The sequence below is a fragment of the Chryseobacterium sp. CBo1 genome (genome assembly GCF_001693475.1).
Classification (GTDB): domain Bacteria; phylum Bacteroidota; class Bacteroidia; order Flavobacteriales; family Weeksellaceae; genus Chryseobacterium; species Chryseobacterium formosense.
This window is the reverse complement of record NZ_MAUH01000056.1, coordinates 35,646-52,985: the sequence shown is the minus strand read 5'-3', so window position 1 is coordinate 52,985 and position 17,340 is coordinate 35,646. Positions and strand designations below refer to the sequence as shown.

14 protein-coding genes and 1 tRNA gene are annotated in these 17,340 nt (G+C 35.9%); 12 read left to right on the top strand and 3 right to left on the bottom strand.

From position 1 onward, the window contains the following. Nucleotides 1-157: 157 nt before the first annotated feature. The 3 genes from ccsA to BA768_RS18025 all read left to right on the top strand — a co-directional run bounded on the left by ccsA (nucleotide 158) and on the right by BA768_RS18025 (nucleotide 4,901). Nucleotides 158-3,490 (top strand): cytochrome c biogenesis protein CcsA, encoded by a 3,333-nt coding sequence (ccsA, locus tag BA768_RS18035; RefSeq protein WP_065721882.1) that lies wholly within the window; start codon nucleotides 158-160, stop codon nucleotides 3,488-3,490. A gap of 155 nt (nucleotides 3,491-3,645) precedes the next feature. Continuing rightward, a complete protein-coding gene (locus tag BA768_RS18030) occupies nucleotides 3,646-4,524 on the top strand; it encodes an SPFH domain-containing protein (protein WP_034676356.1) in 879 nt (292 codons plus the stop codon). A 188-nt stretch (nucleotides 4,525-4,712) separates the two neighbouring features. After that, nucleotides 4,713-4,901 carry a hypothetical protein gene (locus BA768_RS18025; RefSeq protein WP_034676354.1) on the top strand — a complete coding sequence of 63 codons (189 nt, stop codon included), beginning with the start codon at nucleotides 4,713-4,715 and terminating at the stop codon, nucleotides 4,899-4,901. Between the two features lie 51 nt (nucleotides 4,902-4,952). Here BA768_RS18025 and BA768_RS18020 read toward each other — a convergent pair whose 3' ends face one another. Next, on the bottom strand, nucleotides 4,953-5,147 hold the full coding sequence (locus BA768_RS18020; RefSeq protein WP_034676352.1) for a hypothetical protein: 195 nt from the start codon (nucleotides 5,145-5,147) through the stop codon (nucleotides 4,953-4,955). Between the two features lie 137 nt (nucleotides 5,148-5,284). On the opposite strand from BA768_RS18020, the gene BA768_RS18015 reads away from it, so the two are divergent. The 8 genes from BA768_RS18015 (at nucleotide 5,285) to BA768_RS17980 (ending at nucleotide 15,596) form a co-directional block, all read left to right on the top strand. After that, nucleotides 5,285-6,835, top strand: coding sequence for an aldehyde dehydrogenase family protein (locus tag BA768_RS18015; RefSeq protein WP_065721881.1), 1,551 nt, complete (start codon nucleotides 5,285-5,287; stop codon nucleotides 6,833-6,835). Nucleotides 6,836-6,933: 98 nt separating this feature from the next. Next, complete coding sequence (gene lat / locus BA768_RS18010) at nucleotides 6,934-8,259, top strand: L-lysine 6-transaminase (protein WP_065721964.1); 1,326 nt, start codon at nucleotides 6,934-6,936, stop codon at nucleotides 8,257-8,259. Nucleotides 8,260-8,322: 63 nt separating this feature from the next. Then, nucleotides 8,323-8,553 carry a DUF2007 domain-containing protein gene (locus tag BA768_RS18005; RefSeq protein ID WP_034676346.1) on the top strand — a complete coding sequence of 77 codons (231 nt, stop codon included), beginning with the start codon at nucleotides 8,323-8,325 and terminating at the stop codon, nucleotides 8,551-8,553. Nucleotides 8,554-8,730: 177 nt separating this feature from the next. Further along, on the top strand, nucleotides 8,731-9,249 hold the full coding sequence (locus tag BA768_RS18000; protein WP_065721880.1) for a GNAT family N-acetyltransferase: 519 nt from the start codon (nucleotides 8,731-8,733) through the stop codon (nucleotides 9,247-9,249). A gap of 124 nt (nucleotides 9,250-9,373) precedes the next feature. Beyond that, nucleotides 9,374-9,829: a transcriptional regulator gene (locus BA768_RS17995; RefSeq protein ID WP_065721879.1), complete on the top strand. Its 456-nt coding sequence runs from the start codon at nucleotides 9,374-9,376 to the stop codon at nucleotides 9,827-9,829. Between the two features lies 1 nt (nucleotide 9,830). After that, nucleotides 9,831-11,015 (top strand): efflux RND transporter periplasmic adaptor subunit, encoded by a 1,185-nt coding sequence (locus BA768_RS17990; RefSeq protein WP_065721878.1) that lies wholly within the window; start codon nucleotides 9,831-9,833, stop codon nucleotides 11,013-11,015. Nucleotide 11,016: 1 nt separating this feature from the next. Then, a complete protein-coding gene (locus tag BA768_RS17985; protein ID WP_034676339.1) occupies nucleotides 11,017-14,163 on the top strand; it encodes an efflux RND transporter permease subunit in 3,147 nt (1,048 codons plus the stop codon). A gap of 20 nt (nucleotides 14,164-14,183) precedes the next feature. Beyond that, on the top strand, nucleotides 14,184-15,596 hold the full coding sequence (locus BA768_RS17980; protein WP_034676337.1) for an efflux transporter outer membrane subunit: 1,413 nt from the start codon (nucleotides 14,184-14,186) through the stop codon (nucleotides 15,594-15,596). A gap of 136 nt (nucleotides 15,597-15,732) precedes the next feature. Here the strand turns inward: BA768_RS17980 and BA768_RS17975 are convergent. Further along, nucleotides 15,733-15,806, bottom strand: a tRNA-Ala gene (locus BA768_RS17975). A gap of 441 nt (nucleotides 15,807-16,247) precedes the next feature. Here BA768_RS17975 and BA768_RS17970 point away from each other — a divergent pair. Next, nucleotides 16,248-16,625 carry a hypothetical protein gene (locus BA768_RS17970; protein ID WP_034676335.1) on the top strand — a complete coding sequence of 126 codons (378 nt, stop codon included), beginning with the start codon at nucleotides 16,248-16,250 and terminating at the stop codon, nucleotides 16,623-16,625. A 56-nt stretch (nucleotides 16,626-16,681) separates the two neighbouring features. Here BA768_RS17970 and BA768_RS17965 read toward each other — a convergent pair whose 3' ends face one another. Next, nucleotides 16,682-17,332, bottom strand: a complete 651-nt coding sequence (locus BA768_RS17965; RefSeq protein WP_065721877.1) for a hypothetical protein — start codon at nucleotides 17,330-17,332, stop codon at nucleotides 16,682-16,684. Nucleotides 17,333-17,340 lie beyond the last annotated feature (8 nt).

The window sequence follows — 17,340 nt, the reverse complement described above, 5'->3', positions numbered from 1 at the left end:
TGAAATTATGCTTAAATTTTATGTTTTATTTAATAAAAACAAGCTTATTAAGAACGCTTCAAAATAAGCCAAATCCCTTTTTAAATGACAAAAAACAGCTTTTTTTAACCTCCTTTCGGTTTATCATCCTTATTTTTGCATGTCAAGTAAAAAAATCATGAAGAAGATCCAAGATATTCTTATTTCAACCAGAACAATGGCTGTTCTATTGCTGGTTTACGCATTTTCCATGGCTTATGCGACGTTCCTTGAAAACGATTACGGAACACCGACCGCAAAAGCCTTAATCTATGAAGCAAAATGGTTTGAACTCATTATGCTTCTCCTAATCATCAACTTTATCGGAAATATCGGAAGATACCGTCTTTGGAAAAGAGAAAAATGGCCGGTTTTGGTTTTCCACCTTGCCTTTGTTTTTATTTTCATTGGGGGCGCAATTACAAGATACATCAGCTTTGAAGGGCAAATGAGCATCCGAGAAGGTGAAACTTCAAACGAAATTGTAACCGATAAGCAATTCTTTAAAATTCAGATTGAAGACAAAGGAGATGTTTTAAATTATCAGGATGTTCCTTATCTGATGTCGCCTTTGCACAAAGATTTCAAAGCGACTTACGATTTCCACGGAAAACCTGTCAAAGTAAAAACTCTGGATTATGTTCAGAGAAAAAAAGACAGTCTGGTTGCTGATGCAAATGGGCAAGAATATCTTCATTTGGTATCAACCGCAGAAACTGGAAGACAGAATATTTACATCAAATCCGGAGAAACAAAATCGATCAACGGAACTTTGGTAACTTTCAACAGAGCGATTGATGGAGCCGTAGAATTCAAAAAAGAAAACGGACAAATGTTCATTAAAACTCCTGTTGATGCAACTTACATGACAATGGCCACTCAGGCAACAGGAAATACGACGAAAGACCAATACCAACCTTTGGTTTTAAGAAGTTTATACAGCATTAATGAATTGAAATTGGTTGTTCCTGAACCTCTGAGAAAAGGAAAATTAATGGCTTTCGAAGGAGACAAAAAGAAAGACCAGAATGTTCCCGATGCAATGACGATCGAAATTGAAGGTCCTAAAACAAAGCAAATCGTAGAACTTTCTGTAGAAAGAGGAAATCCTAATGCTTACAAACAAGTAACAATGGATGGTTTAAATATTATGGTAGGTTTTGGTCCTAAAATTTACACAACGCCTTTCGCAATTAAACTTGATGATTTCGTGATGGAAACATATCCGGGAAGTTCATCTCCGAGTGCTTATGAAAGTCATATTAAAATTATTGACGAAGGAAAACAGACTCCATATAAAATCTATATGAACAATGTTCTTAATTATAAAGGATACCGCTTCTTCCAGGCAAGTTATACACCAGACAGAATGGGAACTTTATTGTCTGTAAATCATGATTTTTGGGGAACTTTGATTTCATATATCGGTTATGCACTTTTATTTGGAGGGATGTTTGTAATATTTTTCTGGAAAGGAACTCACTTCTGGAAGCTTAACAAAATGCTGAAAGACATCAATCAGAAAAGAGCAGCAACAGTTGTTTTACTATTTTTAAGTTTAACATTAACTGCTCAGAAAATTGAAACGCACGGAACAAGTGACGGAAGCAGGGAACATGTACATGTAGAAGGAGATGGTCATACTCATGAAGCTGCTCCTCAAACTGTTCAGCCACGAGGAAATCAACAGAATTCTTTAGCAGCTCCGCTTTCAAAAATGAGAATGATTTCGCCTGACGAAATTATTGCCAGAAACAAGATCACCAAAGAGCATGCAGATAAATTCGGCTACCTTTTGGTACAGAATTATGAAGGTAGAATCGTTCCGATCAACACGCAGGCTTTAGATGTTTTAAGAAAACTTTACAAAAAAGATAAATTTAAAGGAACCGACGGAAAATATTTAACAGCTGAACAATGGTTTTTGTCGATTAATACAGACACGCCAAGTTGGACAATGGTTCCGTTGATTAAAGTTGATGCAAAAGGCGGAAAAGAACTTTTGAGAATAACAAAAGCTGATGAAGACGGTTACACATCTTTAATGAATCTTTTCCCTTCTGATGCCAACGGAAATCTTACTTATATTTTAGATGCAGAATACAATACTGCATTCCGTAAAAAGCCGGCAGAACAATCTGAATACGACAAGCAAGTTATTAAACTAAACGAAAGAGTTCAGATCTTCAACGAATTCTTCAGCGGACAGTTTATGAGAATTGTTCCTGTGAAAAATGACCCGAATCATACTTGGCATTCTTGGCTTGACCAGAAAATGGAACCCGATATGGAATCTCAGAAAGTGATGGGTCCTTATTTCGCAGAAGCACTTCAGGCACAAAAAACTGGAGACTGGAGCAAAGCGGATGCTGAGTTGAAAAAATTATCAGATTATCAACAAAAATGGGGGAAAGCAGTTGTTCCTTCAGAATCAAAAGTTAATCTGGAAGTATTCATGAATAAAGCAGATATCAATTTTAAATTATTGATTTTCTATACTTTGGTGGGTGGATTGTTATTGATTTTAGGTTTTGTGGAATTGTTTAAACCTAATAAAACTCTTAATAAAATCATCAAAGCAATTATTTATATCGGAATTGTTGGCTATATCTGCCATTTCTTAGGATTGATTGCAAGATGGTACATTTCCGGTCACGCTCCTTGGAGTAATGGTTATGAAGCTATTATCTTTATTTCTTGGGTCGGAATTTCGGCAGGTTTAATGTTCTATTTCGGATTCGGAAAGCCAAATTTCAACAAAACAACATCTGATTCTATAGTAAAACTTATCAAAAAAGGAAACACTTCAAACGCATTAATTCCGGCTGCAGGATTTATGGTTGCAGTCATTATGATGGGGTTTGCTCATGGAGGTTCAGCGCTTGATCCACAGATTACGCCATTAGTTCCTGTTCTGAAATCCTATTGGCTGATCGTACACGTTGCTATTATTGTATCGAGTTACGGCTTCTTTGCACTATCAATGATTATTGCAGTGATTTCATTGGTATTCTATATTATTACGGATAAAAATAAATTCAAATTACATAACGATTCTACCTTAAAAGAATTGGCAATTGTATCTGAAATGTCTTTAACTATCGGACTTTTTGCTTTAACGGTAGGGAATTTCTTAGGCGGAATCTGGGCAAACGAATCTTGGGGAAGATACTGGAGCTGGGATCCGAAAGAAACCTGGGCATTTATCTCGATCATGGTCTATGCATTTGTTTTACACATGAGATTAGTTCCGGGCTTGAGAAGCAGATGGGCATTTCACGTAGCAACAATGTTTGCTTTCTGCTCAATGGTAATGACCTATTTTGGGGTAAATTATTATCTGAGCGGACTCCACTCTTATGCAGCGGGAGATCCGGTTCCGGTTCCGGCTTGGGTGTACATCGGTCTCGCAACCATGTTTACCTTATCAGTAATATCTTACTTTAAATTTGTTGCTTTAAAAAAGAAATAAATTTTTAACTGAATATAAATACAGAATCCCGAAAGTAATTTTCGGGATTTTTTTGTGCTTAAGAATATTAAATTAATTTTAAAATAATCATTATCATTCAAAATTTATCTATATCTTTATGATATCAAAATAATATCACTTTAAAAATTACAATCATGGAAAAAGTTTTAAAACCAATGTCAGGTTATTTGGCATTAATCCTCTCATTAATCTTATTAGGAGTTTCAGCGTATCTTTTTGTAACAGGGATTAATGATGGAGAAAATGTTGACGTAACTTATATTATCATCTCAATTGTTGCATTCTTTCTAATGTGCTTTTTATTGAAAGGTTTAATGATTATTCAGCCAAACCATTCAAGAGTACTCAACTTTTTCGGAAGATATGTAGGAACCGTAAAAGACAACGGACTATTTTTCATTAATCCTCTCTATTCATCTCAAAAAATGTCTTTACGTTCTGAAAACTTGCAGGGACAGACGTTGAAAGTGAATGACAAAATGGGTAATCCAATCGAAATTGCTGTTGTAATGGTTTGGAAAGTTGGTGATACTTACAAAGCAGCTTTTGATGTTGAAAGATATTCAGATTTTGTAAAAATGCAAAGTGAAGCGGCAGTTCGTCATTTGGCAATGAGTTTTCCTTACGATAATTTAGAAGACGACCATGCTCCGATTACATTGAGAGAAGGCGGTGATAAAATCAATTCTATTTTGGAACAGGAATTAACTGACAGATTATCAAAAGCGGGAATTATCATTCAGGAAGCGAGAATTTCGCACTTAGCCTATGCTTCAGAAATTGCCGGAGCGATGCTTCAGAGACAGCAGGCAACAGCCATCGTAGCAGCAAGAACAAAAATCGTAGAAGGTGCAGTGGGAATGGTAGATTTAGCTTTAAAGAAACTTTCAGAAGAAAATATTGTTGAATTGGATGACGAAAGAAAAGCAGCAATGGTAAGCAATTTAATGGTTGTTCTTTGCGGTGAAAAAGCGGCACAACCTATTTTAAATGCAGGAACTTTGTATAATTAAGGTTGAGATTAAGGCTAAGATTGAGAAAAAAAGAATTTACTGTATTTATAAAAATTAATTTTATTGAAATTACAGCGTTCTTTGCTGAGTGAAACGCCTTCGCGAACTTAAAAAGCAGACAGATTATAAAAAAATCTTTGCGTACTTTGCGTTAAAACAAAAAAGCTAGCAATTAGAAAAACAAGAAAATGAAATCAGAGAAAGCTCAGAACTCTCCCGAAAACAAAAGCAAAAAATCTTTCGTGATAAGGATAGATGAGACTACCTATAAACTTCTCGAAAAATGGGCAAATGATGAGTTCAGAAGCGTGAACGGACAGATAGAATATCTTCTTAATCAGAGTCTAATCAATTCGGGGAGAAAGAAAAAAGAATAAAATTTAGTTTATACAAAAAATAAAAAGCAGAGAATAATTTCTTTGCTTTTTTTATTCAGCAGCTCCTGTAAAATAACCGCTGATTACAGTCCAGAAATTTTTACCTAAGAAATAAATTAGGGTAGAAGTAATGATACCTTTTACCGTAAAAAACACAATTCCCCAGATCCCGAATTTCTTCAGCATCTTTTTCCATCTTGTGCTTTTTTCTGTATTCTGATCGTTGATAACTTCCTTATTTTCCATCTCCGAATTAATATATGTTGCTCTACAAAGATAAGCATGTTTATAATGATTCCAAATAATAAATAGGTTAAAAAAAATTAAAATTTCCCAGTTTCATAATATTTTCTATCTTAGGCAAAACGAAAAGTTACATTTTTATGTCAAAAAAAATCAAAGATTTCGGAATTGAAAAATCATTAAAAAATTTAGGAATCAAAGATGAAAATAAAGGAACTTCTACAGGAGGGAAATTTTTTGCATCAGGAAAATCTATAGAAAGCTATTCTCCGGCAGACGGAAGATTAATAGGGAAAGTAAAATTATCGAATGAGAAAGATTACGACAAAGTAATAGAATCTGCTCAGCAAGCATTTTTAGAATTCAGAACAATGCCTGCGCCAAAAAGAGGTGAAATTGTACGTCAGTTAGGACAAAAATTACGAGAATATAAAGACGACTTAGGTAAACTCGTTTCTTACGAAATGGGTAAATCTTTACAGGAAGGTTTGGGTGAAGTTCAGGAAATGATCGACATCTGTGATTTTGCTGTTGGTTTATCACGACAGCTTCACGGATACACCATGCATTCCGAAAGACCGGGACACAGAATGTACGAGCAATATCATCCGCTTGGAATTGTGAGCATCATTACCGCGTTCAACTTTCCGGTAGCAGTTTGGGCTTGGAACACCGCTTTAGCATGGATTTGCGGAAACGTAACGATCTGGAAACCGTCAGAAAAAACACCACTTTGCGCGATTGCCTGCCAAAATATCATGAATGAAGTTTTAAAGGAAAACAATCTTCCAGAAGGAATTTCAAGTGTAATGGTTGCAGATCACACGATTGGGCAAAAATTAGTAGATGACAAACGTATTGCCTTGGTTTCATTCACAGGTTCTACAAGAGTAGGAAGAATGGTTTCTTCTAAAGTGGCTGAAAGATTCGGTAAATCAATCTTAGAATTGGGTGGAAATAATGCCATCATCATTTCCAAAGATGCAGATCTGGATATGTCTATTATCGGAGCTGTTTTCGGAGCTGTAGGAACTGCAGGGCAAAGATGTACTTCTACAAGAAGACTGATTATTCATGAATCTGTTTACGATGAAGTGAAAAACCGTTTGGCAAAAGCCTACGGACAATTAAAAATCGGAAATCCGTTAGATGAAAATATGCATGTTGGACCGCTTATCGATGTTGATGCTGTAAATCAATACGAACTGGCGATTGAAAAATGTAAAAAAGAAGGTGGTAAATTCATTGTTGAAGGTGGTGTTTTAGAAGGGAAAGATTACGAATCAGGTTGCTACGTAAAACCATGTATCGCTGAAGTTGAAAACTCTTACGAAATCGTACAGCACGAAACTTTTGCACCTATTTTATATTTAATTAAATACAAAACTTTAGAAGAAGCCATTGCAATTCAGAATGATGTTCCGCAAGGTTTATCTTCAGCAATTATGACTCAGAATCTGAGAGAAGCAGAATTATTCCTTTCTCATGCAGGTTCAGATTGCGGTATTGCAAACGTCAATATCGGAACTTCAGGTGCTGAAATCGGTGGTGCTTTTGGTGGTGAAAAAGAAACAGGAGGCGGTAGAGAATCCGGTTCTGATGTCTGGAAATACTACATGAGAAGACAAACCAATACCATCAATTACACGGCGAGTCTTCCATTGGCTCAGGGAATTAAATTTGATTTATAAATCATTGCACTTTGTCAAAGTTTAAATCTTTGACAAAGTTTTATGAAAAATTCCGTATCAAAAATAACTCAACACAAACTAAAAATTCTAAAATTAATATGGGCAATATATTAGAAATTCAGTCAAACAAAGTTAAAGAGACCGTAGGGAAACATGTTCTGGCAGACGGTTTTGATTTTGTAATGGATATCGAAAACTCACACGGATCCTGGATTCATGATTCCGTTTCAGGGAAAAATTTCCTTGATATGTTTTCAATGTTCGGTTCAGCATCCATCGGTTACAACCACCCTTATCTGGTTGAAAAATCTGAATGGTTGGGTAAAATGGCCGTGAACAAACCTACTTTGGCCGATGTTTATTCTAAAGAGTATGCTCATTTTCTTGAAGTTTTTGAAAGGGTAGTTTTACCAAAAGAATTACAATATGCATTTTTTATTGAAGGCGGTTCTTTAGGTGTTGAAAATGCAATGAAAGCTTGTTTTGACTGGAAAACAAGAAAAAATTTCGAAAAAGGTCTCGATGTAGAAGCCGGAATCTGTATCCATTTCAGACAGGCATTTCACGGAAGAAGCGGTTATACTTTAAGCTTAACCAATACTTCTGATCCGAGAAAATATCAGTATTTCCCGATGTTTGAATGGCCTAGAATTTTGAATCCTAAATTACATTTTCCCATTACTGAAGAAAATATAGAAGAAACAATCAAGAACGAAAATTTAGCATTGCTTCAGATTACAGAAGCTATTCTTTCAAATCCAGATAAGGTAGCTTGCATCATCATAGAGCCAATTCAGGCTGAAGGTGGTGATAATCATTTCAGAGACGAATTTTTTGTTGGTTTAAGAAATATCTGCGACGAGCATGAAGTTCTTTTAATTTTTGATGAAGTACAGACAGGAATCGGAATCACAGGTAAAATGTGGGCTTTTGAACATTTAAGTATTGCACCGGATATTATTTCTTTTGGTAAAAAAACTCAGGTTTGCGGAGTTTTAGCCAATAAAGAAAAGTTTGATGAGATTCCGAATAATGTTTTCAGAGAAAGCTCAAGAATCAATTCTACTTTTGGCGGTAACTTTATTGATATGCTTCGTTTCCAATTAGTGATGGAAGTGATCGAAAAAGAAAATCTTCTGGAAAATGCCAATATTGTGGGAGAATATCTATTGGAAGGCTTACAGAATTTAGCTCAGAAATATCCTGAAAAATTATCCAACGCAAGAGGAAAAGGTTTGATGTGCGCAATAGATCTTCCGTCAGGAGAACAAAGAGACCAGCTAAGAAGTGAGCTTTACAACGATAACTTAATCATTCTTGCATGCGGCGATCAGTCAATCAGATTCAGACCACATTTGAATGTTACAAAAGAAGAAATTCAGATTGCTTTAGATAAAATTGAAAATAACATTAATAAAATTTAAAACATCAGGATTTGGAATTCTGAAAAAAACTTTCTATATTTAGATACTCAAAATGGATTTTATATGGAAAGAAACACGAGAGTATCAGTTTTTGAAAGTGATAAACCTGCAGAAATACAGTTGATCAAATCAAAGCTAGACGATGCACAGATCACTAATGCGGTAGAAAATAATTATCTTACTTTTACAACAACACCGACGGCAACGTCTTTGAAAGTAATGGTAGATTTACATGACGAGAAGAAAGCATTTGATGTAATAGATGCTTATCTTCAACAAAATTTAAATCAATAAAAACAATTTCATAATTTTAAATTTTACTACTTCGGACCGAAAATTAATGAGAGTTAATTTTCGGTTTTTTGGTGTTTAATAATCTTAAAGCATCAATTATTAATAAAATTTTAATGGGTATTTTTTGGCACTGATTGTGCAATTTCCCAATTTTCAAGTTTGTAATACAAAGCTCTTATGACTCAAAAAAACGAAATCCATTTCAGGAAAGCCGAAACCTCAGACATCAATCCCATCTGGGAAATCATACAGCAATCTATTGAAAGGAGAAGAAAAGATGGCAGCCAACAATGGCAAAACGGATATCCTAATCTGCAAACTATTGAAAGTGACGTGGAAAAAGGATTTGGTCATGTTCTTACAGTTGATGGGGAAGTAGCTGTTTTTGTAGCATTTATTTTTAATGATGAACCAGCTTATAGCTCTATTGAAGGGGCATGGCTTACCACAGGAGAATTTGTGGTTGTACATAGAGTAGCAGTTTCTGAAAAATTTGCAGGACAAGGACTTGCAAAAAAACTCTTCGATTATATTGAAGATTTTACAAAGTCACAAAATGTTTTAAGCATAAAAGTTGATACCAACTATGATAATCTTGCGATGTTGAAAATTTTGGAATCTAAAGGTTATACATATTGTGGTGAAGTTTATCTTGCAGGAGGCATAAGAAAAGCATTTGAAAAAGTGTTGATGTAGAAAAAAGCAAAAGGTTAAATCAAATTTCATTGATTCTTTAAGAAACTATTTATTCATAAACTCTATTGGGTTTGTTCGTTTAGTTCCGAACTAATTTCTAAATTTGTTCAAAAATTTTTCTATAATGAAAAAAAGTCTGGAAATAGATGAGAAAATCTTTCAGGATGCTGTAAAATTTTACGGTGCTGTTCTCAATCTTCCACCACTGGCTTCAAAAATTTATTCCTACCTGATTTTCGATTTTGATAAGGTGGGAATTACTTTTGATGAATTTGTCGAAGTTTTTTCGGCAAGCAAAAGCTCGGTTTCCACGAGTATCAATTTACTTCTTAATGCTGAATTAATTGTCGATGTCAACAAGATGGATGAAAGAAAACGTTATTTTTTCGCCAATGACGATTATAAAAAAATAAGGTTTGAAAAAATTGTACAAAAAATGCAGGACGAACTGAAACTTCTGGATGATCTCAAAAACTTCAGAAAAACAGAGCATAAAGAAGCCGATGAAAGATTTGAGGTGTACAAAGCACTTTTAAATAAAAACATAAAAAATATTCAGGAATCTCTTAATAAACTATAAAATGACAAACAAGCTTATACTATTTTCTGTAGCAGCTTTCTCTTTAACTGCTTGCAAAAAAGAAGCTCCGAAGCAGGACGGCCCAAAGCCTTTCCCTGTGGTTTCGGTAGAGAATAAAAATATTGTAGGGTACGATACGTTTCCCGCAACAATTGAAGGTAGAGTGAATAATGATGTGAGAGCAAAAATTCAGGGGTACATCACTCAGGTTTTGGTAGATGAAGGGCAGTACGTTACGAAAGGGCAGCCTTTATTTCGTCTTGAAACCAATATTCTTACTGAAAATGCCGCTGCTTCCAAAGCCGGAATCACTGCTGCAGAATCAAATATTGCTGCTGCTCAAGCGGCTGTAAATGCGGCTAATGTGGAAGTCAATAAATTAAAACCACTGGTTCAGAAAAACATTATCAGCAATGTGCAGCTTCAAACGGCTCAGGCAAATTTAGCTCAGGCTCAGGCAGGATTACAACAGGCAAGAGCTGCAAAAAGTCAGGCTGTTGCCAATTACAAAGGAGTTGAAGCCAATATCGATTATTCGGTAATCCGTGCTCCGATTTCCGGAGTAATCGGAAAATTGCCATTGAAAGTAGGAAGTTTGGTTGGGCCAACTGACCAGACTGCTTTAACAACCATTTCAGATACTTCAGAAATCTTCGCTTATTTCTCAATGAATGAAAAAGCATATTTTGATTTCCTTGAAAAATCAGTCGGAGCAAGTTTACCTGAAAAAATCAAAAATCTTCCGATGGTTGAACTTCAGTTAGCGAATGGAAGTATTTATCCTGAAAAGGGTAGAATTGAGGCGATTACAGGTTCTTTAGATCCTACAACAGGAACGATTCAGTTCAGAGTTGTTTTTACAAATGCTCAGAAATTATTAAGCAATGGAAACAGTGGAAACATCAGATTCCCTAAACATTTTGATAATGTATTGGTAGTTCCGGAAAGTGCAACGTACGAACAACAAGGTATTGTTTATGTTTACAAAGTTGATAAAGATACCGCAAGAAATGTTGTGGTTGATGTGATCGACCGTATCGACAATTATGCTTTGATTAAATCGGGGTTAAAAACCGGAGAAACGGTAATTGCTGCAGGAACTGGAAGTATAAAACCAGGAACTGCCGTACAACCTAAAAAAGTAAAAATGGATAGTTTAGTTCAATCTGTAAAACCGAAATTCTAACATGATAAAAAACTTTATTAACAGACCGGTTTTATCTACTGTAATCTCGATTCTTATTGTAATTCTCGGGGTTTTAGGTCTTACCGCGCTTCCTGTTACACAATATCCGGATATTGCTCCGCCAACGGTAAGTGTGAGAGCAAACTATACCGGAGCGAATGCTGAAACAGTAATGAAGAGTGTGGTAGTTCCTTTGGAGGAGCAGATCAATGGTGTAGAAGGAATGGATTATATCACATCCACTGCAGGAAACGATGGTTCAGCGCAGATTCAGGTATTCTTTAAGCAAGGAATTGATCCCGATATTGCTGCCGTAAACGTTCAGAACCGTGTATCGAGAGCGAGCCCGCTACTTCCAAGTGAAGTTACACGTTCAGGGGTTGTTACCCAGAAGCAGCAGACAAGTGCCTTGATGTACTTATCTTTCTATTCTGAAAACAAAAATATTGACGATGTTTATCTTCAGAACTTTTTAAATATTAACGTTATCCCAAATCTTCAGAGAATTAATGGAGTTGGGGAAGCCAACGTTTTCGGTGGAAAGAATTACTCAATGAGAGTTTGGCTGGATCCTGCAAAATTAGCAGCTTACGGAATTACTCCAACTGATGTTACAACAGCGATCAATGAGCAGAGTAGAGAAGCAGCGGCTGGTTCTTTAGGACAAAACAGCGGAAGCTCTTTCGAATATATCATTAAATATGTAGGGAAGTTCAGCGATAAAGAACAGTATGACAATATCATCATTAAATCTTTACCGGACGGACAAAACCTAATGCTGAAAGACGTTGCTAAGGTAGAATTAGGCGGTCTTTCTTACACAGGTGTCGGTGAAAATGGAGACAACCCGTCAATCAGTATGGGGATCTTCCAGACTCCGGGTTCTAATGCGCAGGAGATTATCGAAAATATTAAAGCTCAGCTTAAAGCCAACGAAAGCACTTATCCTGAAGGCGTAAAATATACCTTCAACTTTGATACAAACGAATTCCTTGATGCATCGATTGAAAAAGTAATTCATACTTTAATTGAAGCGTTTATCCTAGTATTTATCGTTGTTTATATCTTCTTACAGGATTTCAGATCAACTCTAATTCCGGCAATTGCGGTTCCGGTTTCGATTGTGGGAGCATTTTTCTTCCTGAATTTATTTGGATATTCATTAAACTTACTGACGCTTTTCGCTTTGGTATTGGCAATTGGTATTGTGGTGGATGATGCGATTGTTGTGGTGGAAGCCGTTCACGCCAAGATGGAACATGGGATTTCAAATGCTAAAAAAGCAACGGTTGAAGCTATGGACGAAATTACAGGAGCAATTATTTCAATTACTTTGGTAATGGCTGCTGTATTTATTCCGGTAACTTTTATCACTGGTCCGACTGGGGTATTTTATCAGCAGTTTGGTATTACTTTGATTATTGCAATTATCATTTCAGCAATTAATGCTTTGACTTTGAGTCCGGTGTTGTGTTCATTATTCTTAAAACCGCATGATGAACATCACGAAGATTACAAGAGCAAAAACTTCATTCAGAAGTTCTTCTATAAATTTAATATTGCTTTTAAAACAGCAACAGATCGTTACGGTAGAGGATTTACATTCCTGATTAAACACAAATGGGTAACTCTATTGATTTTTGTAATCACAGGTGGAATTATCTATTGGGCGAGTTCAACAATGAAAAAAGGTTTCGTCCCGACAGAAGACCGTGGAATCATCTTTACCGATGTACAGTTGCCTCCGGGAGCTTCTATGGAAAGAACCTATAACGTTTTGAAAACATTACAGGCAAATGCTTTAAAAATTCCTGGAATTCAAAACGTAACGATTTCTACAGGTAGAGGTCTACTTTCGGGAAATGGTAGTAACAATGGTCTTGCCTTCATCAAGCTTAAACCTTTTGATGATAGAAAAGGTGACGGACTTTCTTCTGAAGCCATTACAAAACAGCTTTTCGGTTTGTCAGGAAAAGTTCCCGATGCAAAAGTTGTATTCTTCCAGCCGCCAAGTGTACCTGGTTTTGGTAACAGTGCAGGTTTTGAGATGGTACTTTTAGATAAAGCAGGAGGGGATTTCGCAGAATTGGATGCAAAAACCAACGAGCTTATCGGAAATCTGATGAAACGTCCTGAAATTGAATTTGCTCAGACTTCATTCAATACAAAATATCCGCAGTATGAAATGCAGATTAACGTTCCTTTAGCAAAGCAAAAAGGAGTTTCTGTGAATACGATTCTTGAAACCATGCAGGGATATATTGGTGGTATTTACAGTGCTGACTTTACAAAATACGGAAAACAGTTCAGGGTAATGGTTCAGGCTTTACCTGAAAACAGAGTAAATGCAGAAAGTCTTAATCAGCTTTACATCAAAACTGGAGGTGGAGAAATGGCACCAATTTCACAGTTTGTGACATTGAATAAAACTTACGGACCTCAGTCTGTTGGGCGTTACAACCTATTTAGTTCGGTTAAAATTACCGGCGCCAACTCTGGAGGTTACAGTACAGGTGATGCCATTGCTGCCGTACAGCAGGTTGCAAGTGAAACTTTAGATCAGAATTATGGTGTTGAGTTTACCGGGCTTTCGAGAGAAGAATTGGCTTCAGGTTCTCAGACCTTATTAATTTTTGCATTGAGTTTAGTATTTGTGTATTTTATTCTTGCTGCACAATATGAAAGTTATATTCTTCCTTTAGCAGTGGTAATTTCACTTCCTTTAGGGGTGATGGGAGCTTACTTCGGACAGAAAATAATGGGTCTTGAAAACAACATCTATTTCCAGATTGCATTGATTATGTTGGTCGGATTATTGGCAAAAAATGCGATTTTGATTATTGAATTTGCGGTTCAGCGAAGACATCACGGCGAAACGATTGTAGAATCTGCGGTCAATGCAGCTAAAGCCAGACTAAGACCTATTTTGATGACATCATTGGCATTTATCTTCGGATTATTACCTCTGGTTTTGGCAAGCGGAATCGGTGCAGTTGGTAACCGTTCTATTGCTACGGGAGCAGCAATCGGGTTGTTAATCGGTACTATTTTAGGAGTGTTTGTGATTCCGGTTTTATATGTGATTTTCCAGACTTTACAGGAGAAAATCAAGCCGATCAAGCATGAAGAAGTGAATTTAGCTGAATAAGAAATCTTTAGATTTAAATAATGAAAAATTTATCAATAATAAAAGGAACTGCTTTTTCGGTGCTCACAGCTCTGGTTATTACTTCTTGTCATGTAAGAAAAGAGTATGAAAGACCTGCAGCTGCAGTGGATGAAAAACTGTTCCGTACAGATATGCTGCCTCAGGACAGTACAAGTATTGCGAATGTTTCCTGGAAAGAAATTTTCACAGATCCTATTCTTCAGGGACACATTACCAAAGCGCTTGATAATAATCTTGATGTAAGAATTGCAGTACAGAATATCGTTTCGGCGGAAGCTTATTTAAAACAGGCAAAAGCTGCATACGAACCTACTTTATCAGTCGGACCCAATTATACGTTCCAAACTCAGTCGATCAACACCCAGTTTGGTCAGATTATCGGGGAAAGACGTTATGTAAACCAGTTTGACATTACGGCAACCATCGGTTGGGAAGCAGATTTATGGGGAAAAATGAAATCTCAGCAAAAAGCTCAATTGGCAAGTTATCTTGGAACGGTTGCAGCTCATAAAGCCGTAAAAAGTGATTTGGTTGCGTCGATTGCTTCAGCATACTTTCAGTTGTTGACGTATGATGACCAGAAGAGAATCATTCAGGAAACGATTAAAGTAAGAGAAAATAATTTAGAAACAACAAAAGCTTTAAAAGAAGCGGGAACTTTAACGGAAGTTGCCGTTCAGCAAAGTGAAGCTTTGGTTTATAATGCTAAATCTTTATTAATCGATATCGATACCCAGATTCAGCTGTTAGAGAATACAATGAGTCTTTTGATGGGTGAGCCTTCGCAAACGATCGCAAGATCATCTTTAGCTTCACAGACAATACCCAACAGTTTGGCGACAGGTTATCCTGCAAGCTTACTGGCAAACCGTCCCGATGTCATGCAGGCTGAGTTCAATCTGATGAATGCTTTTGAATTGACCAATGTTGCCAAAGCTCAGTTTTATCCCACATTAAAACTAACAGGAAGCGGAGGGGTACAGTCGGTAGATATCGACCATTTATTCAGCGTAAACTCTCTTTTTGCCAATGTTGTTGCCGGTTTGGCTCAACCGATTTTAAACAGAAGACAGATCAGAACCAATTATGATGTAAGTTTAGCCAATAAAGAAACAGCATACCTGAATTTCAGAAAATCTATTCTGACTGCCGGAAAAGAAGTGTCTGATGCGATCCGAGTATTTTCGGTACAGGATTCTTTTATTGATCTAAAAAGGAAAGAACTGGATTCTTACAAAAAATCGGTAGATTATTCTCAGGAATTGGTGAACTACGGTATGGCAAATTACCTTGAAGTTCTAAATGCAAGTGTAAACTCATTAAACGCCGAACTTAATATTTCTAATGCAGAATACAGCAAAATGAAAGCTGCCGTAGATTTATACCAGGCTTTAGGCGGTGGATGGAAATAACGAAAGTTAGTTATATATATTCAATCTTGTTAAGACGTGTGCTGGAAACAGTGCACGTTTTTTACTATATAAAGTATCAACAATGTATTAAACACAAAAAAACCTTCTGATTTAGAAGGTTTTATTAAAATAGAGGTGGAGAATACGGGACTCGAACCCGTCACCTCGACACTGCCAGTGTCGCACTCTAGCCAGATGAGCTAATTCCCCGTTTTTAAGTTGCACAAATGTAATTAATATTTATATACAAATTAAATAAATTTTAATTCATAACAAAAACCTTCAGAATGGAAGGTTTTTAGATTTAATCAATTTAAAATTTTTGTGGTTATTAGTTTCGATAAATCTAAGTGTAACTTAATTACTGGTTTATGATTGCAGTCATATTTGAAACGATTTATCAAATTTCTTTTGAAATGATTTTCTGATATAAAGATTTTTTTCGTTTTCAAAAAAATACAGAAAATAAATTTGCTTTGAATTGCTTAAAATATCATCAGCAAAAGATTAAACTATAAAATTAAATTGATATATTTGCCCAATTCTAAAAATACAGAGATAGAAGAAATTTGAAATACTATCCTGAAAATTTAGGACTATTTTTAAGAATATATTCGACAAAACAACTTATTTCATAAACTATTGTAAACTATGAAGAAACTTTTTTTACTTTTATTGACTATTTTCTCACTGATTGGATGCTCATCAAACGATGAAACGCTTTACGATTATATCGGAACCTGGTCAGGAACTTATGAAGGAAGCGACAAAGGCGTTTGGAACTTCGTAGTGGCAAGTGATGGTAAAGTAACAGGAACAATGCATTCTGAAACCAATAACGAAAATTACAATATTTCAGGTTTCCTGAACAGTTCAGGCCAATTGACGGCTGACTTGGTTTTACCTGCAGATGGTAAGTTTACAGGAACTTTAGATGTAGAAGGAAAAGGCAGCGGAAACTGGACGAACGAATCTCCAAACCCTGTAAGAAGCGGAACCTGGAAAGGGGAAATAAATAAAACAAAATAGATTCAACTATTATAAATCAGAATCGGCTGCAAACAAAGTTTGCAGCCGATTTTTATTTAAACAAATCCCATTTTGATAACCTGTAAATCTTTCTTTGCGGCCACAAAATGAATCACCATATTTTCTTCTCCAAAATGATTTTCAAAAACGACATCACTCTGATTTTCTGCCAGTTTTATTTTTTCTTCAAAGAATTCGGTAAGATAATTCTCAAAATCGATTTTGATACTCACAATCATTACTTCATCAGCAATAGTATTTTTGTCTAAGTGCAGACTTTTATCCCATAACCCTAAAAGAACCTGAGCTTCCTGATGAAAACAAGGAATGTTTCCAAACTGAAAATTTTGCAATACGATTTTACCATTCGAAGTTTTTAAACCTGATTTTACTGTTCTTTTACCTTTTTCATGTTCAGGATCAAGATCTTTGATCTTCGTCATTACCTTGGCAAATCTCTGATAGAGTAGGGCATCTTCAGCCAGCTCAATATATTTTGAAATGCATGAACGGATTAATTTTCCCACTTTTGAGCAATGCCCAAATTCCGAACTGTTTTGCCTGACTTTTTCATAAGTCGGACTTTTCTTATACGCTGTTTTATTAAACCCGCTTTTTTTCCGGACAATGTTTTTACCGTTCAGATTATAAAAAACCAGATCACCGATTGCTCCGTTGAGCTTTATAAAGCTTTCGTAAGTTGCCATTTTTTCTA